We start from the raw sequence: 19,648 nt of genomic DNA on the forward strand, positions 1-19,648 counted from the left end.
CTCCCGGAAATTTCTTTTGTAAATGGGTAACTACATTTTCAACCTTCCCTCCATTCGGTGATTTCCCAGTACAACAGTTTCATTTACAGAGGCTATCTGCCAGTCTTTCAGATGGACATCTATTCCTACATAAATAGTTTTACCTGTATAATCAATAGTCTTGCTACTTTTGTTATGGGTTTCGGTAGCACATGAAGTTTGCTGTTTCATAAAATTTAATTTTTATAGCAAAGTTCTTCATTGCAGCCTGATTTATTTCGGGACTGCTGTTGCGCCGAAACCTTTTACATATAGACTCTCTAATGTGGGGCACCAAAAATAAAAAAGCCTCAAGTCGTTGAACTTGAGGCTTTTTTATTTGGGTCAATACTCTCCTTCGTTACCGTCAAAAGCATAAATTCTTATAAGGCAATAGCAAATATTGTTGTTGCGAACTTTTCAGCAAAAATTCCATACTTCTCCCATAGAATGACTGATTTTTCTAATCTTGTTGTAAACGTTCGGGCAAAAGTTGCGAACTTCTGCCATTGTTGCGAACTTTTCGACATAAGTTGCTTATTATACCGCATTTCCAACTGACTATGACTCATTAATGCTGAACATTATGGCATTTGTTGCGAATTTGAGGCTATTTGCACAACTTCAGAGCACAAGTAGCGAACCTGGAGCCTTTACTTTTAAACATTGGCGCAAAAGTTTAAGATCTACAGTAAAAGGTTGGTTACTTACGCGTCAAAGTTCGCTACTTACGCATCAAAGTTCGAAATTGATGACTTATATCAGGCTGCGAATATAGTGGGGTACTGAGAACAGAGAGTGAAGCGTTTGGCCTGCATATCCGGCGTGGGAAGGCTCTTCCAAATCCCCCAATTTTTCAATCTGATCCCTGAAACTCGCTCCAGTATTGGGTTGTAGGCATAAAAAAGCCCCCGGTGATCGGGGGCCAAAGTGCCCCACTTAAGAGAATTATCGAACCAGGTGATTGAGGATTTAGAACTTGTTTTTAAATTAAAGCCGTTAATAATCAGATTAGCACGTAAGTAACAGGTTTAGCTGAGGCTGATCAAAGATTTAAAGACTTCCCATCTTTTAGATCAAATTGTACCGCAGATCTCCCAAATAAACGAAGGAATAATGAGAACCCTTTATTAAGAAAGGCCAGTCTATGTAGAATTATAAATATTGTTTGCTTCAGCTGAGCTGCAAAGAGGATAAATTTTTGACCATTTTGTGGGGAAATTTGGTAAGGATACTATTTACAATGTCTTCCTAAAAGTTTCAGGTGACACACCTTCTTGATTCTTAAAAAGTTTACAGAAGTAAGAATTGTCGCTGAAATTCAGTTTGTAAGCAATTTCGGTTACTGTCAGCTCTAAGTTGATCAGCATACGTTTGGCCTCCAAAACAATTCTGTTTCGTATCAGGTTCCCTGCAGATAAGCCTAACAGTTCTTTGCAAATAGAATTCAAATAACTCGGCGTAACACATAACAGTTCTGCATAGTCTTTAGGCAACCTTAACTGCAGATAGTGCTTATCGATCAGCTTTTCAAAATTTCTGATTACAATTTGATTATGATTTTCAATACTTTTTACGTCACCCGATTCTCCTTTTATTTCTGCAATTAAGAAGAAGAATTCTAATAACATAATTCTAAGTTTATCCAACCGAAATCTGCCTGTACTTTCTGCTTCAACTAGTACCTTGTTCAATAATTCCGTTAGGGGTGATCTATACTGTTCATCTATATCTATTACCGAATGTTGAATGTTACCATTTAGAAACGTAAAATTTTCTAAGTATTGGTTGTTTAAGAGGAACGGCTTGAAGAAACCGGCCGAAAAATTAATTACATATCCATCAATATCACCTTCAAAGTCCCACCCGTGAACCTGACCAGGTGCCATGAAATACCCATGATAGGGTTTGATCTCAAACTTTTCAAAATCTATGGTATGGCTGCCGCCACCCTGGGTAAAAAATATTAAATGATAAAAATCGTGACGATGCGGGAAATGGAGCTTTCTCATGGCTCTCAAATAAGGCGCAAGCGGCTTCACGATAATGTCGTCTTCCTGTGAGTAAGAAAACTTACAAATATCATAGACCGGAAATTCCTTTTTCATTTTAAGCGCTGGCATTTTACCTGATGATAAAGATAATTAAGTATTTTTTAATTGGAAAGGGCAGTGTCCGGCCTGCCCTTTATACTAATGAATCTTGTTATAACCTGCGATCTGCTTCCTCAATGAGCACGTCATTTATGCTTGCATATCTTTTTCGCATCAGGCCATTTTCGTCGAATTCCCAGTTTTCGTTTCCGTATGCGCGAAACCATTGACCTTCGTTATTGTGGAACTCGTATTCAAAACGTACCGCGATCCTGTTATCTGTAAAGGCCCAAAGTTCCTTCTTAAGTTTGTACTGATGCTCGTTTTCCCACTTGGTAGTCAGGAATTTTACGATGGCTTCACGGCCGTTTAAAAAGACAGACCGGTTACGCCACTCGCTGTCCACAGTGTACGCTTTTGATACCTTTTCAGGGTCTTGTGAATTCCAGGCATCTTCTGCCATTTGAACTTTTTGTATTGCCGTTTCATAAGTGAAAGGGGGCAATGGAAATTTTTTTTCCATGATTGTTGATTTTAGATTGTTAATTATAAAGTCAAAGGTAGCGTTGTACCGTTTAGGTCTATGGCGTTTTTTATCGCGTTTGCGGTACAATTCACATATTCTTAATTCATAGAACCGAGTAATAGAATTTCAATCATCAGCTTTTGACATGCTTTTTTTAAAGCGACGAAGCTATTTATAGGAATCACCAATGAGGTGGTTATCAGGGTGATCAAAGATTTAAAGACTTCCCATCTTTTAGATCAAATTGTACCGCAGATCTCCCAAATAGCACCACAATCATCACTACATCGGGAATTACCTTTGTCTTCATAAAAAAAACAAATGGAAAAGAAATCATTAATTGAACAAATCAAAGCTGGCAAAAAAGCGAAGGGTGTTACTTATACTGATCTTGCTAAAGCAATTGGGGCAAGTGAAGTGTGGACTGTTCACGCCTTGCTTCGTCAGGCAACATTAAGTCAGCCGGATGCAAACAAAATTGGCGAGATGCTAGGACTATCATCTGAGATAATTGAAGAGCTACAAACAATACCGACTAAAGGTCATGATGATAGCGGAACGCCTCTTGATCCGACCTTGTATCGTCTACAGGAAATGATGCAAAGTTTTGGCCCGGCCATTAAATTGCTGATCAACGAGAAGTTCGGCGATGGCGCAATGAGTGGTATAAGCTTCCATATGGACGTTGAAAGATTAGAAAGCACAGATGGGCCACATGTAAAATTGACTATGACCGGTAAGTACTTATCGTTTAATAAATTTTAATCGTCAAAAGACGCGGCTTTTTAACCGTTCAATAAAAAAATGAAAAATGAATAACTTAGTTCACAATTACAAAAAACGTGTTCAGGGTTTCGACGACAGTTATCGGGAATTGTTAACTGGAAATTTGGAGTTTGTTAAAAGCTCATTAAAGAAAGACAGAGATTTTTTTCAAAAACTTGCCTCCGGTCAATTCCCTGAAATTCTTTGGATCGGTTGCGCAGACAGCCGTGTTCCGGCGAACCAAATAACAGCGACTGAGGCAGGCAAAATTTTCGAACATCGCAATATTGCAAACGTTTGCCAGCATTCGGATATCAATCTATTGAGTGTGTTGGATTACTCAATTAATAGTCTTCAGGTTAAGCATGTTATTGTAGCAGGTCATTATCGATGTGGCGGAGTTTACGCAGCCTTAAAGGGTCAACTAGTGGGGCTAATCGACCACTGGTTGTTACACATCCGCGACATTTATGATCAACATCGTCATGAAATCGATTCCTTAAATAACGAAATCGAGAAGTGGGATAAACTCGTAGAGTTAAATGTACTACATCAAGTATATAATCTGTCCCGTGCGCCAATTATTGACAAATCTTGGATGGACGGTTCAGAGGTAGTTATCCACGGTTGGGTAATAGATTTAGAATCAGGTTTTGTAAAGGAGATGTATCAAAGCGATATAAATTTTAGGACTGATAGTAAAGTCTGGGCAATTGATTGATAGTTTCAGTTTGATCTTTCGGCCGGTGTCTTTTGTATGTTTTCCGCACCTGGTCTGCTGTAAGTATGCGCAATAAGGTAAGTCACTTTCGCATCATCTACATTTTTGTCCTGCAACAATATTGAAAGCTCAACCGGGCACATGCCCAGGTAATATACATTTCAATTCCGGCTCACTCCTTTGAATTAAGTGGTAGAGTTTGCGTGAATGTGTGAGAAAGAAATTTTGTTAAATCCAGTTGGTGGGGGTGCCCAGTCTGTCATTTCGGCCTTAAAGTGACTGTCAACGGTGCTTCTCATTTGATTTGTCAACCCGCACTCCTGCAGCGCTGTTATTACGCTGTTAGAAGGCCATTTTTCAGGCCCAACTTGCAAGTAGTTTGCAAGTAACGGGCAAGAGAAAGTGCTTGTCATTTGCTTGTCAACAATAGTGGTAGAAAGCGTAAAAAAGTGACACATATTTGACATGCGGGAAATAAAAAAACCCTGTAAATCAATGACTTACAGGGCCTAATTGGTGCCCAGAACAGGAATCCCTGAGTTCTGGATATCAGTTATTTAAACCCTGGTGTGTCAAAGGAGTGTCACAAAAAATAAAAAAGCCTATTTACGTGCCCGTTAGTGTGCCTGTTTCGCACTTTTTAACAGTTTCTGCCTGTCAAAACAAAGATAAGATAATTGAGATTGACACACAAATGAGGATATCACGTATATCTGGTCATAACAAAGGGCTATTTGAAAAACATCAAAAAATGTGGTACTGAAGTAAAAATTAAATTTATACTGTTATAGTTGCGTGGGTTCGAGTCCCGTTTCTTCAGCGAAGAAGTTTCATCAGCAATGATAGACTTTTTTTGATTTTACTCCATTTACTTTTAGTGTGTGATTTTCAGAGATCAAGTCAAATCTGGTTGAAAAATTGGGGGATTCCATCTTCCGGCCTGCAATATGACGGAAAAAGAGGACTCACTTTGCGATTCGAAATGCCCCGGTTTTTTCATTATAGTAAATGTCTTCTAGAAAAACCAGATTTTGAAGCATCTTCCACCTCTTTGAGTTCCCTGGTATGATCTGCACATGGATATACTGAAGGAAATTCCAGCTGCACCTTTTAATCACAGGCCTATACTAGCTTTGTATTCCTTCGTTAATCTATAATTATAAGTCGGCTTCTCATCCCTATGGTCTGTTACTTCTTTCGAAATGAATCCCAAATAACATAATGACTCTAATCGCCAATAAACTGATTTTACTTTATGACCAAATTTGATTTCAAAATCTCTTTGAGGAATACTCTCTCGCCTTCTAGTTTCATTTTCTATATAATCAAGAATTTCCCTTTGACTTCCGGGAATCCTGTCTTTACGTGTAGAAAAATCAATCTCCAGTTCCTTTAACAAATACTCGGGTATAATCATTTTTGATATTCGGGGAAGAGCAAGTGTTTCATCTATTTTTTGCTGGTACCTATCTGAGGCATTTAATTTCACTTGTAACTTATCTGCAAGCTCTCTAACAAGCTGTTGCAAGTGAGCAGCATTTTCACAGGATAGTGTGTTAAGCTCTGTAAGGGGTGCCTTAAGGTCATGTATTTTAAATCCGGGGGCAAGAAGTGGAATAAGGTTTTTATTTGCGCCCCAACGTGCTCCCAATTCGAAAGCAACGTACGTTGATTGAAGACTGTGGTAAGAAATCAAGCCAATAAAAGCATCGGCTTCATGAACCTCTTGGCGAAGGCTTTCATGAATAGGTACTCCCCCTGCAAGGCGGTATCCATCCAAGCTTGTACATCGTATTTCTTCCATAGGTATGGTTAAAGACGATTGAATTAAATTAACCAGGGTACTAACGATTTGCAAATCTTTTGAACTGTGACTTATGAACAACATATTAGTAGATATTCATTGCATGGAATTTATAGCTTCTTCATTACGTAACTTAAAAATAAAGAGGTATTCTGTGTTCAAAGGTGATCTGCCTCATGCTCTTTAAATAAAGCACAATAAACACAAGTATAGGCTCACTTATCCAAAATTCAACCGCATAGTTTTTTTTATAAGCACCTCTTTTATTTTCCACAATCTCTACTGCATCTACAAATTTACTACATTGAAATTCATAGTCGAATCGATATTCAACTTTTTCAATTTTTTGCAAGAAAGGAAGTGGCGCATCCACATATAATTTTATCCAATACCCGGTTGGTGAATCTGATTCTTTTTCGTGCATAATTTTGAAATAAGACGCTTTTCCATTAATGCCTTCCATTAATTTATAGAAGTCAATAACGAAATTTCCGGTAGCATTCAGCACTTGAAAGGTACTCATGTAGGTTGGTATCGGGACATCATCAATTCGGATAATAAATAATTTTCGAACGCCTGTTTTCAGCTCATCCTGTTGTACCCATTTTACTTCCTGTTGTACAAATGTTGAAATTGCAGAATTATTTGACAAAATCAGTATAAAAAAATCATTTTTCCTGACACTGCTCAAAAGATATTGTTTCCATCTAACACCGGTTTTTATTTTATAGAGATCAAGAAACACATCGTGTCCTGAATCCATCAACTGAATATGCTTTCTTAATGTCTCTGCAAAAGCTAAATCCTTTCTGGAGTAGGATATAAAAAAAGATGACATATTAGCCTTTTTTTAGTACTGTTAATGAGATAGAAATTCTAATTCAATGTAAACAGGAAATCAGTAACATTTAAATGACTTACGTAATCTAATATTTCTCACGACCAAATTAAATCTACTTATGCATGAATCCCAAAAGCACTTTCGGCAAACTGAGCGTCCTTCAACCAGTTTATATTGCCCTACTTGAAATGGCCACCGCTGCCATTTCAAGATTGGTCAGCGTTTTTGCCCTGCAATCAAACGCGCTTTAATGCCTGATTGAGTTCGCCGATATACTTTGCCCACTAAGACGATATCAAACATTTGCTGCCCGTATGGACTGCTGATAAGCTCTGTCTTTGTTTTGGAAAAACTTTTCGCCTTCCCGTTGGCGTAACGTTAACGGTATTGCCTACACATAGTTTAAGAATTCTATCAATGCTTAACTGGTGCTTTTCTAATACCGGCCACACCTCACCTGTCTTCTGGCAGGTAAGCGCCGTCAGCATGTTAACGGTATAATGCGTGTTCTGAATAGTAGGCTCAATTTTGTTTTGAAACTGTTGTTTAAACCAAGCAATATCTTCTCCGTTTGGCATTATTGGTATGTTTTTCTAAATTAATTTCTTTGGTATAATGGGACGGTTTTTAAAACTTATTTCCTTTCTTCCTTAAGCGCCTCTATTATGCATTTTATCCAAATGCCTTCATTTACTTTTTTTGAATAAAGCGCCTTATGATGAACACCAATTAAATTCCAACTCTTGTTGAACACGGGACTGCCTGAACTGCCTTTCGCTGTTGGTGTACTGTAAGGGACAAATAATTGACAAGATGATTTTTTCCTTTTTTTAATTTCCTACCGGAGCGCCTGGGCATGGAGGCAATTAAACCGACAGTTGTTGCTTCGCATTATACTATCTTATAAGTTTCAACAAACTCCTTTTGTCCAATCCTGTAAACCTCGTTTTTAGCAAGAGGGATTACAAGATAGTCGTCCAGTCGCAACGCCTGACTTTCATGCCAAGGAGCCTCGATGTAGATAGGGTTGGAGGGATTGTCGATCAATTGTTGTAAGCCTTCCAGCTTAAAGGCAGCAATATTTCCTGCAGTCAGTTGAATGGCGTATACCCTTGCTTTTTGATTTGGAACGTAATAATTCTCTTTTTCATGAATATACCTGTCTTGAAACTTGTCGGGTTTTACTATATACTCTTCTTTGATTTTGGTATCATTTTGCAAAACATAGTCGCCCACAGAGGTAATATTCGAAGTTTCCCTGCCATCACTTGTCCAGGATACAATCTGTTCGCCGCCAGCGGAAATCCTGGCCCAAACTCCTTTTGTTTTTTGATATAATCGGCCTTTGGCTTGAATTTTTTGAATAAAGAACAGTAACAGATCTTCCTGTTTTAATGTTTGCGGATAAAAAGTATCGGAGAGATAACTGGCGCTTTTATCGTACAAAGTAGAGGATATCTTTTTTCTCATGTAGCGCGAAAAAAATTTTAATAACCATCCTACGACGATATTGATGCTCTTTCCGGCCTTTTGTATTGCAGGATAGCTGGCATTGACCACTTTTTCAATTCGTTTCTTAATTAATTTATTTGCCGTAGCAAGTTCGGTACTGGTAAGTCCGTTATACTGTGGCGTTTCAATTTCGTCTTCACTATTCAGGCGTAAAAGGTCCGGAATCAGTGGCATTCTCCACAATTCGGGAACATCTGCTTTTCCATAGTTTATGTTATATCGCCATTTTATAAATTGTTCCTCTGTAATATTATAATTCGTGATCTGTCTATATTTTTCGAGACTCTCACCAAAATAAAACCGCAGAAAGGCTTGGCAATTCTTTCTTCCCAACTGGTAATCGTGCTCCCTGAATTCCTTTTTAAAAAATCCTGAAAATCCTTCTATCAGTCCACATGCCAAAAAATAAAATTTTCGTTTGATAGGATAAATTAAATACCGCTTGTGCTCCATCTCTAATCCATTAAGCAGGTCTTCTTGCTTAAACATCGATTGGTTCCTAAAAGCTTTGACGATCTTTTTTGCCTGCTCCAGCAAGGTATATTCTTTAGGTTCGCAGTATTCGTCCCGTTTGGCGGCATTGGTTACAGTAGGGAACGGATCGATCAGGATCATATAGTTTTCATCGTCTGGATGGTATTCTTTTTTTTTGCAATCCAGTATCCGCATGGTGGTACCGATGGGTTCATTGTTGATAGCACCTCCGTCTACAGCATTGAAGACATAATTTTTATCCTCCGGCAATTTCAGATTTACGTTCATGTTAGAGTGAAGCTTAAGCCTGTTTTTGAAGTCTTCAAAAAACATCCTGTTTACTACAATCTTTCTGTTGGACAAACCAAATGGAAATGCCCCTGTGGCCTTTGCTGCTACAGCTAAATGACCTTTTGTGGCTTCTGTTATTATTTCTGCAGGATAGTCTATAAATAACGATTGGCCTTTAAACTGGTAGTGAAGGAAGCCGCTATGCATTTTCAGTACATTGCACGTAGGGTTATTGGAATCAATGTTGGAAAAACGAATATCGATTGGTATCCCTTCAAGGTTCGTTATTGAGAGCAGCACACTAACATATTCGCTTACGTATTTTGGTGGATTAAACTGGATATTCCTAGGGATTGCTTTTTCGGCGATCCTGTCTATGGGCGCAGAATTTAGTAATGACTTCATATTGTTCAATGGCATCACATCGTCGGTATTCATCAGTTTTTTAAAAGTTGAACCCTTTTCATCATCAGCCATATTGACCCATACATCATATAGTTTGGTAGGCGTATCCAATGCATCTGGGATGTTGTAATTCCTGGCAATTATATCGTTGTTCTTTTTAGTGTAGTAAGAGCCATCATTAAATGAATAGGCCAATACGGCTGCCGTCATTCCTCCGGCGGAGGCGCCACTTAGCACTTCAATTACCACGTTGTGCAAGGGCACCAGCTTTTCCATCTCTGTTAATGCCTCTCCCTGATTGAGCTTTCGTTGGATCTGCTCTTTCTTTTGCTGCCAGCGCTCAAGTGTTTCAATAAGATAGTCAACCACACCGGCGGTGTAAGCGCCTGCAGAAACGGCGCCTGCCATACAAATGCCGAGTCTGATTGCCTTTGGGTTATCAGTAGCCATATATTAGAGTTTTGGTATGTAAATGTGTAGATTAACTTCTATTCTTTTTCGGCAAAGCGAATCCTGAGATTAAAATTCCTTGGCTTTGCCGTACCTTTTACAAATTATATTTTGCCGCCCGAAATACGGGAACTTATTTCCTTGATCATTTCTATTATCCGCTGCGCTTCCGCCTGATCTTCCGTAAAATAATATCCCACATATGTTTGAGGCACGTTATCTGTTTCGGAAGCTTCAACCGTATATACTTATTCTCGTAATTTCTTTATTATGCGTGTAATGATGTCGGCGTATTTAGCCACATAGCCCAGATAGATGCGGGGCAGCTACAGGAGGGAAACCACAGGTATCAATACACCCTTTTAAAAGTGGGTCGTCACTTTTAAAAATTATTATATTCTTTTTAAAACTATTAGCCGTAGCATATTCATGTTCGGTATAGGAAATACGGTTTGTATTTTTAACAGCGTTATTATATATCGATCCATATCTTTCCCCCATCAGCAAAAGGTAATAGTCGCAGCTGGTTACATCAGCTTCTATGCGGTCCCAAACCAATTCTGAGGTTTGCACTGCCGTTTCGGCTCGTATCAACTCAAAAAAAGGTGTAAACGAGTCCCTGGCAATGGTTTCAATAATGGCGTTCCTATATTTTTGTAAATGGCCAAAGGTTGACGATAGATATATTTTTATTTTTTTTAGCTTCATTGAAAACACGTTTTGCCCTAGTGCCATATTAGTGAAATTCATTTTGATAAAAACAAGTGTTTTTCACGTATTTTATTTGGCAATTTTTATTTAAAGATGGAAGCGACAGTGGTTATATTCGAAGCCTGGTAAATGGGTGAAGCTATGATGATGGATATTTATGATAGGGTGGCAAGTTTAATTAGATGGACAAAAAGAAAAAGGTGTTTTGACGGTATTTGAATACCATCAAAATCGTTACATTGTAACCGCTTATTTATGGTTCTCAATTCCTATCAATCGCTATCTGCTCAATCCTTAATCACTAATTTGGATTTCAGGAAGAGTATGCTCTGCTTTGAGAAGATCTACCTTGACGAAGAAAACCTAAATAGAGAAATCAGAAAGCTCTTCAATATAAAAAATCTTGACAAAAAATACTTGATCAGGTATAGGCAGATAGAAGAAGTTATTGATTATCTGATTGATAAAAATATTTTATTTTTTTGTAATCCACTTAAGGAATTCATGGATGCTGAAATGGATCCCAAAACGCGCAATAAAGTGCAGGAGATAAAAAAAAGCAGTGAACTAAACGCTTTTCTTGACGAAATCAATAAAATAACCGACCCATTTGAGTTCCTGTACGATATGGCCGGTGTTGCAGATGTTGAAGCCTTTCTTGCTTTTAATTCACGGAGCCATGACCTACAGACATACTGGTGTGCAAAAATCCAGTCGCAATTATTCAACAGGAAAATCTGTACAGTAGGAGCGGACGGCAATATAGTTGCCAAACGTGAGGACATTTATTGGACTGGACTTAGCCAGGTATACAAAATGATTAAACAGCCCTCACTGGACATGGATTATGAACACCTTTTAGCACTTCGGAATCTGGATCTCTTCAATTTTATATTGGAATATAACCCTCAATTAGATCAATATCGAACAACACCACCGACCGACGTCCTTTTAGAAAGAATAAATGAACGGATTTCATGAAACGCGGAAACAGCATATCAATTGTTACAAGTTGTGGGTTTATAATTACTGCTACTTTCTGGCATGATTATATTTACGTATATGCAGTGGGGATATTTATTTGGTTTTCTGTGTTCACGATGAGCCCATCGAGGAAAATAAAACTAAAGTTCAAAAAAAAGTATTTGGGTTATAAAAAAGCATATAAGGCTTCAGTTGAGTTGTTCAACAGTATTCGCGAAGGGAATCGGGAGGTATCGACTATCATACGACAAAAAATTAATTATAATTTACGCAGCGGGTTTATTATTATTTCGACATTTATCCTGGCTTATTTGATCGTCGTTAAGATATTCGATTCAGTGCCGCCTTTTATATGGGGGGCTTCCCTTACAGTAATTTTACTTTTCTTAAACTCTTGGTTTTTAAAATTGATTCCTAATCTCTATTATACAAAAGGGCTAAATTATCCTTTTAACAAAAGCTTGCGTTTCCTGTGCTATTGTTACCATAACCAGATCCAATTTGGTCTTTTCTTAAGAGATTTTTCATCTGAAAGATGGAAGTCTTCGGAATCCTTATTCAACCGGAAATTCGATAGTGGCTCTGTTTCAAAGTCCTTTAGCCAAAAAAATGTAAGTGAATTGATCAACGAACCCTTTTTCAATATCTCAATGTATCTGCCGGTGTTCGGCCTATGTAATAAAAGAGATTTAAATCCACCAAGCTATGTCATTCCCTTATGCTCTAAAGAAAAGGATTGGTTTTCAATTGTAGAGAAGTTGATAACTGATGCGGAGCTGATCATCATTGCCAGTAATCAAACATCCTGGGGACTCAGAAAAGAATTGAGATTAATTCAGGAGCGTAATTTACAAAATAAAACGATCTTCATCACGGATGAACTATACTTTATGCAGCGATATCTCGAACCGTATCGACTTCCGCATATAATCACTCTCGATAAATTCCTTAACAATATTCATTTCCTTCATATGGGCAAGTATATAAATAAAGGAAGTTTTGGTATACCCTTAATCAATTTATTAATGTCTAGAGGTATTGAAGAGATACAAGGGATATCCAGTTTAAGATATTACCCCGCCAAACCTGCACCGTTGCATTTCCGAGTTTTTTATCGCATAGCCGCGATTTTTCACAAATCAGATGATTAGACTTCCCATTAGGTGGGCATTTTTAATACCCTGGCGCGTCTCCTTACTGAAAAATCTTTTTAAACCCATTAAATATGTGTTCGTAAGAAGGATGCTCGGGCATCACCGGAAAATTTATTAGTAATCCGGTGATTTTAAAAGGCTTGCAGATCACGCACAGTACAAACGAAACCACCTTTGATTTAAACTCCCCCGATGGCAAAACTATTAAACGTGTCATCAAGTCTGTAGCTGGTACAAACGCCGATAACCTTCCCTGGTAGTTGTAAAAAACAGGCCGCTTTCTCACCAGATGGAGAACTATTACTGGTACGCATACAATCCGGGAAACGGCATCCTTTATTTTAACTACAATAATTGCAAGGAACAGTAAAGGAAAATTGATCGTTCTAATTGGCAAGCTAACCTTCTCATCGGCTATAATGAATGCGATCGAACTTAAACGGGGCACCAATGCCATATTGGTAGGCGAACCAACCAGCGGCAGTGTGAATCACTATGGGGAAGTAAGGGCCTTCAGGTTACCTCATACTAAAATTATCATTGGCTATTCTACCAGGGTAAGCCTTCAACTAGCCCCATGATTGAATCTCTGTATTGAACGAGTATGTTTGCCGCTCACCAAAAAAAGAGATTAAAGATGGAGCAAACAGAAAAAAAGACCAGGGTATCCATACTCAGCAGAGATCAATACCTTCAGTTGTTTAGGGAATATGCAAAAACACCTAATCAATCAGTGAAGGAGTTCTGCGGTAAGCATGGTATCAACAGATTTGTATTTTATTATTATCGAAGTCGTTACCAGTCTCCCATGCAAACTGCTAAAAAAGCAGTGACAAGCAGTTTTATCGCCATTACGGCGCCCGTACAAAAAGAAACATCACCACCATTGTTTGCAGAAGCGAAGGGTATCAAAATTTATCAGCCTGTAACGGCTGAATATCTTAAAACCCTTGTATCATGAGCGCTATTGCATTACTAACTGATCATCACTGCTATTTTTTATATTCCCGTTTTATCAATATACAGAAGTCATTTGATTGCTTGTGTGGTATAGTCCGTAATGAACTGGGCAAGACTGTAAATGATAAGGATATCTTTATCTTCTTTAATAAGCGGTGTATCCATGTTAAACTATTACTGCAGAGCAAGATGGTTACTCAGCAACGCCCGCAAAATACAAAAGGAGCACATACGGGTAGTTAAAACCATTGAACCTAAAAAGCGTGGCGGTCGCCATGATTTTCCTAAAGGGTTAGAAGAACAGATCATTATCCTGGATGCGGATGATAAGCCTGCAAATGCCAGATGTATTGGACATGTTGATCAACGGCAGTTGGCCTGCGATCCTATGCGGTTGTATATTAAGGTCAATAGGCGGTTGGTATATATGGTACCTAGGGATACAAAAGACCTGCAAATCATCCTTGAATACCTGGTAAAAGTCGGGTTGCTTCTACTTGTAAAAAGCAAATGTCTGTTTACAAGTCGGTGGGTCAAATGGAATAATATTTAAGAATAACTCTTGCTGCATACGCTAAAACATTTCGTTACGAAATAGCCTGCTTAATCAGGCTCATGATGTATTCTAAGTTTTTATCATTGTCAACCTGTATTTGATAATCGCCATTGCCCCAATGCCCTTTTTCACTTACATCTTCCATGATATTTTAGGGTCGTCCAGCTTGCCTTTTTTCAGGTTGATCCAGAGTTTTATTGACTTTTTTAGAATGGTGATATCTGTGTGATATTTTTGCCCTTTTTAAATGCGATGTAATCTTTTTTGGGCTGTACCTCTATACCATCGCTCAAGTTAAGAATGGCGGTTTTGAATTTGAAATACAATTCCTGAACATCTTCTGAAACCCTGTTTGTGTGGTCTTCTTCGGTGTACACTTTTATTTCATCGGAAACCGTTTTGAGTGCTTCTTTATTTTGCGTTAAAGGTTTTATACTTTCGGCTGCATTTGATTTTTTGATTGGACTGATAATGACGGTATCATTATCAAATTGCTTTACTTCCCACAACTCAATGGCTATTTCTTTAAAATTAGTTGCTTGTATTTGGTTATCGGTAAAACCGGTAGAAACAAAAGCTACCCTTGTTTGACTCCAGTCAACATCTTCTCTTTTGAGATTTTGTTTCAGGCTTTCATTGTATTCTACAATAAAGTCGGCTTTGTTTTCTAGCATCAGGCTTAAATAGGTAAAGCCCTGGTCAACTACGCTGATGTTTTTATCTCTCTTGTATTCAATAATTATAAATGCACCGCTTTGCTTATCAAAAGCCAGTGTGTCTATCCGTTTGTTTTTTATGGTGAACTCACTTTTAACCAGTTCCAAACCCATGATGGAAAAGATGTTGACTTCAAACAGCTTTTGAATATCCTTCTCCAACTTAAAGGGTTTTTCTTTTACTTCTTTGAGTTTGCCTGTATAGTTGATGTATAGTATCATACTTGGTTTCGGGTTTTATTTGCTAATTAGCATTTGCTCTACTTTTTGTTTGGCCTCGAAAAGTATTTCAGCAGCTTGTTCTTTGAGTCTGTTCGCTGAGTTGAAAATATTAGCGACATGGTTAACAATTGTTTTTTGTGTACCAATATTTGGAACAGGGATTTTAATTGATTTCAATAATTCAAGACCTATTCCGGATTGATTATTCCAATTTGTGCAAAGTGAGTAAAAGACTTTGTGTTTTTGATAAGAATTAAGTACCATCCATAAAAACTCAGGCAACACTTTTTCCTTCTTTACTTTAATCACAGTAATATGGTTTGAATATAGCATTGATTTATTTTCTGCAAACAATGCTGTTTTTCCTACTAACTCCTGACTATTAGTGTTATTAAAAAGGACATCCCCGACTTCTAAGGGGGTAACCTTATCTAATAATGTTCTAGGTACATAAATATTTCTATCAAAAATTAACTGTCCAAATTCATCAATATTGGTAGGGCGAATTTGTATAATGCCGTCATACTCATCTGCCTGGTCTTGCCTTCCTACTCCAAAGCCAGACTTTAATGAAATTGTTAAACTCCCGATTGCAAGGCTTTCATAAACACCAGAGGAGAAGTAACTTAAATCTGAATTGTAAAATAATGGATCTAATCTGCCACCTACCACCTCACTGAATTTTGCTGTAAATATTCTATCCTGTAAGGTGTTGTTTTGCTCGGGTAATGAAATGCCTAACTCTTTTAAAATATAGGTGTCAATACTTTCTAAAATGGCTTTTGCTTCGGCCTCTTTTTGCTTATTTATGTTGAATGCTTTTGAAAATACTTTGACAATTTCATTTTGGATTTTAATTGATGGAATAGGTGGAATGTATAAAGACCCAACCCTATCTAAACCCAGCTTAGGTAACGTTGTTTGAATATAGTTAAGTTGAATTTGCTTTTGAATTAATGGACTTTGCAATAAAATAAATAGATATTCTGGTAGAACAGTCTTGTCTTTTAATGTGATTTTAGCGCAGTTTTCTGTTAGGATAATATTTTCATCTGTTTCAATGTTCATTAATGCAACTTTGCCGACTGTCGCTCCAACTATTGCAATGAGTAAATCATTTTTGAATATTTCATATCTCTTTAAAATAGTGTACACATCTTTTGGCAGGTACTTAAAGTCGCCATAGTTTAATGTGCCATCCCTATTAACATCACCTACTCTTAAATAACGGTAATTGGTTGGTTCATTTGAGAAGTCATATCCTTCAGGCAATCGTTTTCCGCCTGATACTCTTGCAATCTTTGAAAGCCTAATAAAATTTAAAAAGTCAAAACCTTCCTTGTAAAATGTTGCATCAAACCTGTCTTCTAATTCTGAGCGTTTGACGATAAAAATCTTATCCGTATTAATATGTGAGGATATATTATACATTACCTTTATCTTCTTTTTCAACAATTAAACCAAAGTCTTTTTTTAGTATTTCCACTATATCATCATACACCACTTGTTCTAAAGTGTGTATTGCGTCTTTTTTGTATTTCTTATACACATCGTGGTCGTAATCAAATGGCACTTTGTTTTTATCATCTTCCTGTTTAACAATAATGATAGGCTTGTTAATACTTCTAGCATAACCCAACTCATAGGCAACATTTGGGTTGGCTGTGGTAATATCTGAAATGAATATGCGGCAGCTTTTTATTTCATTCAGCATATTTTGAATAATGTCTTTTGTTCTGCCTTCATGCTGCATGATGGGGTACAAATCTATTTTAACCTGCTTGTAATCTAGCTTTACCTTTGCTATTACTCTTTCATAAGCCTGGTTGTAGTTCGCGCTTTTTTTAAAAGATGCATTTGGACGATCATCCGATTAGCTGTCATCAACTGGCCCGGATGTTCCAGATGGACGGCAGTCAACTTCAGCAACAATACAAGCATCACATCAGCGATTACAAAGATTGGGACCAGCGGGAGCATGCCAAAGAATGGATGCTTTTTGAAAAGAACATGGGTACTCACTTAAGTATCGATGAAACCGCCTTGTCCAATGATGAACTCTATACAGTTGTTACCAACAAGTCAGCCAAAGGCCAAAAGGGAGCCATTGTAGCGATGATCAAAGGCACTCAGGCCGAAAAGGTTATCGAGGTGTTACAGCGTATCAGTAAGCGATCGAGACAAAGGGTACAGGAAGTAACCCTGGATATGGCAGCGGGCATGCACCTGATCGTCAAGCGCTGTTTCCCTTATGCCAATCGTGTGGTAGACCGCTTCCATGTGCAGCAACTGGCCTCAGAAGCCGTGCAGGAAATACGTATCAAACACCGTTGGCAGGCTATTGATGAGGAAAATGAACAAATTGCCCTGGCCAAAAAGCAAGGAGCTACCTTTGTCCAACAGCTATTACCCAATGGAGACTCGCCCAAACAATTACTGGCGCGCAGCCGCTACCTGCTATTCAAGCATAAAGAACATTGGACCTATTCTCAAAAACAACGGGCTGAACTGATGTTTGAGCGCTATCCGGCAATAAAGGCAGCCTATGATCTATCAATGAAACTCACTAGTATTTTTAATCATTGTAAGTGTAAAGAAGAGGCATTTAAAAAGCTGGCCTTATGGTATAATGAAGTAGAAACTGCTGGTATCGATTCTTTCAGATCTGTTGCCAGATCAATAGAAACTCACTATCTGACCATTCTCAACTACTTTAACAACAGAAGCACCAACGCTTCGGCTGAAGCCTTTAATGCAAAAATCAAATCTTTCAGGGCATCTGCAAGAGGCGTAAGGGATATTAATTTCTTCTTATTCAGATTACAGAAAATCTATGCTTGACAACCAAATCCCCCAACAATTTGACTTGATCCAGAGAAAGTGCTTGTCATTTGCTTGTCAACAATAGTGGTAGAAAGCGTAAAAAAGTGACACATATTTGACATGCGGGAAATAAAAAAACCCTGTAAATCAATGACTTACAGGGTTATAAAGTGCCCAGAACAGGAATCGAACCTGCACTCCCTTGCGAGAACCAGATTTTGAGTCTGACGCAAACGTGTTTCATTTGGAACCATTTGGATACAAATGAATGACTATCAACACTTAACTTGTTAAATAATTTCAGCAAGTGCCATCCAAAATGACCAATTGTTGTACCTTTGTTGTACCCAAAACTTCGCACTTGTATGTCTACACTCAAAATCGTTCTGCGTCGCAAACCCAACAAAGACGGCAGTTTTCCCCTTTGCTTGCGAGTAACAAAAGATAGGAAAACCAGCTTTATTCATCTTGGTTATTCACTTCAGGAAAGCGAATGGGATGCCCAAGCTCAACGGGTCAAAAGGTCACATCCCAATTCAGTGCGCCTAAATAACTTTCTGGCTAAGAAACTGACGGAAGCGACTGATACGGCTTTAGAATTGGAAAGCCACAAAAAATACACGACCTCCAAAGCCGTCGTGCAAAAGATAAATCCCAAGGTTTCCAACTCCTTCATGGCTCAGGCGAAAATTCACCTGAGCAATCTTGAAAAAACTAAGAACTTCAATCGTTGGACAAACGAAAGCTCCCTATTCAAGAATTTCAAGAAATTTTTACCTGGTGGCGATATTGGTTTTGAGGGAATAACTTCTACGCTTTTGAAACAATTTGCCGCACATTTGAAGTTTACTGGAAATAATGTTTCCGAAACTCATATCATGAATCACATGGTTGTCATTCGTCTTGTTTATAATCAGGCGATAGATGCAGGATTGGTTGATGAAAAATTTTACCCCTTTGGTCGCAGGAAATTTAAAGTGAAATTTCCCGAAACGACTAAAATCGGTTTGACGGCATCCGAAGTAAAAACACTAGAGGATGCTAATTTTGCTGATCCTAGATTACATCATTCTCGTAATCTGTTTCTTTTCTCATTTTATTTTGCTGGGATGCGGATTTCAGATGTCTTCCGTTTACGCTGGTCAGATTTTAAAGATGGGCGTTTATACTATGTGATGGGTAAAAATGGTAAAGCTGGGTCTTTAAAAGTGCCAGCAAAGGCAACGGCTATCATGGAGCAATACAGTCGCCCCAATCCGAAACATGATCTTGTTTTTCCAGATATCGAAGGTGTAGAAGATTATAACGACGAATGGGAAGTGAAAAAAAAGATTAAATCCAGCAACAGACGTCTAAATGAACGATTGGATTCTGTACGTGCTGGCATCAAGCTAACCAAAAAACTCGATCCCCATATTGCCCGTCATACATTTGGCAATATTTCCGGCGATAAGATTTCACTGAAAACGTTGAAACAACTTTATCGTCACTTTCATTTAAGTACGACGGCCAATTATCAACAGAACTTCACCCACGACGAAATGGACAATGCCCTCGATGCTGTATTGGAAGAAGTAGCCGTAGCATTAGCCGCTTAAATATTTTCTTTTGCACTTATATTT

General features: G+C 38.1%; 20 protein-coding genes and 1 pseudogene. 10 read left to right on the forward strand and 11 right to left on the reverse strand.

Annotated elements, in window-relative coordinates; translation table 11 throughout:
- Positions 1–30: 30 nt before the first annotated feature.
- The 3 genes from NIAKO_RS38150 to NIAKO_RS16570 all read right to left on the reverse strand — a co-directional run bounded on the left by NIAKO_RS38150 (position 31) and on the right by NIAKO_RS16570 (position 2,634).
- Positions 31–210 (reverse strand): hypothetical protein, encoded by a 180-nt coding sequence (locus NIAKO_RS38150; protein WP_049815547.1) that lies wholly within the window; start codon positions 208–210, stop codon positions 31–33.
- A 1,046-nt stretch (positions 211–1,256) separates the two neighbouring features.
- Positions 1,257–2,126 (reverse strand): helix-turn-helix domain-containing protein, encoded by an 870-nt coding sequence (locus tag NIAKO_RS16565; RefSeq protein WP_014219590.1) that lies wholly within the window; start codon positions 2,124–2,126, stop codon positions 1,257–1,259.
- Between the two features lie 97 nt (positions 2,127–2,223).
- Positions 2,224–2,634: a nuclear transport factor 2 family protein gene (locus NIAKO_RS16570; protein WP_014219591.1), complete on the reverse strand. Its 411-nt coding sequence runs from the start codon at positions 2,632–2,634 to the stop codon at positions 2,224–2,226.
- Between the two features lie 324 nt (positions 2,635–2,958).
- Here NIAKO_RS16570 and cynS point away from each other — a divergent pair, with 324 nt between their 5' ends.
- Positions 2,959–3,402, forward strand: coding sequence for a cyanase (cynS, locus tag NIAKO_RS16575; protein WP_014219592.1), 444 nt, complete (start codon positions 2,959–2,961; stop codon positions 3,400–3,402).
- A gap of 46 nt (positions 3,403–3,448) precedes the next feature.
- Entirely contained in the window at positions 3,449–4,123 is a 675-nt protein-coding gene (locus NIAKO_RS16580) for a carbonic anhydrase (RefSeq protein WP_014219593.1), read from the forward strand.
- A 1,114-nt stretch (positions 4,124–5,237) separates the two neighbouring features.
- Here the strand turns inward: NIAKO_RS16580 and NIAKO_RS16585 are convergent.
- The 5 genes from NIAKO_RS16585 to NIAKO_RS16605 all read right to left on the reverse strand — a co-directional run bounded on the left by NIAKO_RS16585 (position 5,238) and on the right by NIAKO_RS16605 (position 10,650).
- The gene (locus NIAKO_RS16585; RefSeq protein ID WP_014219594.1) at positions 5,238–6,011 is read right to left on the reverse strand and encodes a toll/interleukin-1 receptor domain-containing protein; all 774 of its coding nucleotides are present in this window, start codon (positions 6,009–6,011) and stop codon (positions 5,238–5,240) included.
- 49 nt (positions 6,012–6,060) lie between these two features.
- Positions 6,061–6,765, reverse strand: coding sequence for a toll/interleukin-1 receptor domain-containing protein (locus NIAKO_RS16590; protein ID WP_014219595.1), 705 nt, complete (start codon positions 6,763–6,765; stop codon positions 6,061–6,063).
- 287 nt (positions 6,766–7,052) lie between these two features.
- Positions 7,053–7,346: a hypothetical protein gene (locus tag NIAKO_RS16595; RefSeq protein WP_014219597.1), complete on the reverse strand. Its 294-nt coding sequence runs from the start codon at positions 7,344–7,346 to the stop codon at positions 7,053–7,055.
- A gap of 313 nt (positions 7,347–7,659) precedes the next feature.
- A complete protein-coding gene (locus NIAKO_RS16600; RefSeq protein ID WP_014219598.1) occupies positions 7,660–9,900 on the reverse strand; it encodes a patatin-like phospholipase family protein in 2,241 nt (746 codons plus the stop codon).
- A gap of 294 nt (positions 9,901–10,194) precedes the next feature.
- Entirely contained in the window at positions 10,195–10,650 is a 456-nt protein-coding gene (locus NIAKO_RS16605) for a DUF4062 domain-containing protein (RefSeq protein WP_041346883.1), read from the reverse strand.
- Positions 10,651–10,866: 216 nt separating this feature from the next.
- Between NIAKO_RS16605 and NIAKO_RS16610 the strand changes: the two genes are divergently transcribed.
- The 6 genes from NIAKO_RS16610 (at position 10,867) to NIAKO_RS38970 (ending at position 14,262) form a co-directional block, all read left to right on the forward strand.
- A complete protein-coding gene (locus tag NIAKO_RS16610) occupies positions 10,867–11,592 on the forward strand; it encodes a hypothetical protein (RefSeq protein WP_014219600.1) in 726 nt (241 codons plus the stop codon).
- Positions 11,589–12,746, forward strand: coding sequence for a hypothetical protein (locus NIAKO_RS16615; protein WP_014219601.1), 1,158 nt, complete (start codon positions 11,589–11,591; stop codon positions 12,744–12,746). Before NIAKO_RS16610 ends, NIAKO_RS16615 begins: the two co-directional genes overlap by 4 nt.
- Positions 12,747–13,102: 356 nt before the next feature.
- A complete protein-coding gene (locus NIAKO_RS38580) occupies positions 13,103–13,330 on the forward strand; it encodes a S41 family peptidase (RefSeq protein ID WP_262493747.1) in 228 nt (75 codons plus the stop codon).
- 56 nt (positions 13,331–13,386) lie between these two features.
- A complete protein-coding gene (gene tnpA, locus NIAKO_RS16625; RefSeq protein ID WP_014219602.1) occupies positions 13,387–13,710 on the forward strand; it encodes an IS66 family insertion sequence element accessory protein TnpA in 324 nt (107 codons plus the stop codon).
- Positions 13,707–13,952 (forward strand): IS66 family insertion sequence element accessory protein TnpB, encoded by a 246-nt coding sequence (gene tnpB / locus NIAKO_RS39750; RefSeq protein ID WP_071884240.1) that lies wholly within the window; start codon positions 13,707–13,709, stop codon positions 13,950–13,952. The genes tnpA and tnpB overlap by 4 nt, the downstream gene beginning before the upstream one ends.
- Positions 13,873–14,262, forward strand: coding sequence for a hypothetical protein (locus tag NIAKO_RS38970; RefSeq protein WP_014219603.1), 390 nt, complete (start codon positions 13,873–13,875; stop codon positions 14,260–14,262). The genes tnpB and NIAKO_RS38970 overlap by 80 nt, the downstream gene beginning before the upstream one ends.
- A 209-nt stretch (positions 14,263–14,471) precedes the next feature.
- Here NIAKO_RS38970 and NIAKO_RS16635 read toward each other — a convergent pair whose 3' ends face one another.
- From NIAKO_RS16635 to NIAKO_RS16645, 3 genes and pseudogenes are all read right to left on the reverse strand, one after another.
- Positions 14,472–15,203 (reverse strand): DUF5655 domain-containing protein, encoded by a 732-nt coding sequence (locus NIAKO_RS16635; protein WP_207622443.1) that lies wholly within the window; start codon positions 15,201–15,203, stop codon positions 14,472–14,474.
- A gap of 15 nt (positions 15,204–15,218) precedes the next feature.
- A complete protein-coding gene (locus NIAKO_RS16640) occupies positions 15,219–16,655 on the reverse strand; it encodes a restriction endonuclease subunit S (protein WP_133055342.1) in 1,437 nt (478 codons plus the stop codon).
- A pseudogene (locus tag NIAKO_RS16645) lies at positions 16,627–17,019 on the reverse strand (nucleoside 2-deoxyribosyltransferase); the annotation flags it as partial. The pseudogene NIAKO_RS16645 and the gene NIAKO_RS16640, both read right to left, overlap by 29 nt.
- A 35-nt stretch (positions 17,020–17,054) precedes the next feature.
- On the opposite strand from NIAKO_RS16645, the gene NIAKO_RS16650 reads away from it, so the two are divergent.
- Complete coding sequence (locus tag NIAKO_RS16650; protein WP_014219606.1) at positions 17,055–18,044, forward strand: ISAon1 family transposase; 990 nt, start codon at positions 17,055–17,057, stop codon at positions 18,042–18,044.
- Between the two features lie 347 nt (positions 18,045–18,391).
- On the forward strand, positions 18,392–19,624 hold the full coding sequence (locus tag NIAKO_RS16655) for a site-specific integrase (protein ID WP_014219607.1): 1,233 nt from the start codon (positions 18,392–18,394) through the stop codon (positions 19,622–19,624).
- The last annotated feature ends 24 nt before the right edge of the window (positions 19,625–19,648 follow it).

Origin of the sequence: Niastella koreensis GR20-10, from assembly GCF_000246855.1 — a bacterium.
GTDB classification, from domain to species: Bacteria; Bacteroidota; Bacteroidia; order Chitinophagales; family Chitinophagaceae; genus Niastella; species Niastella koreensis.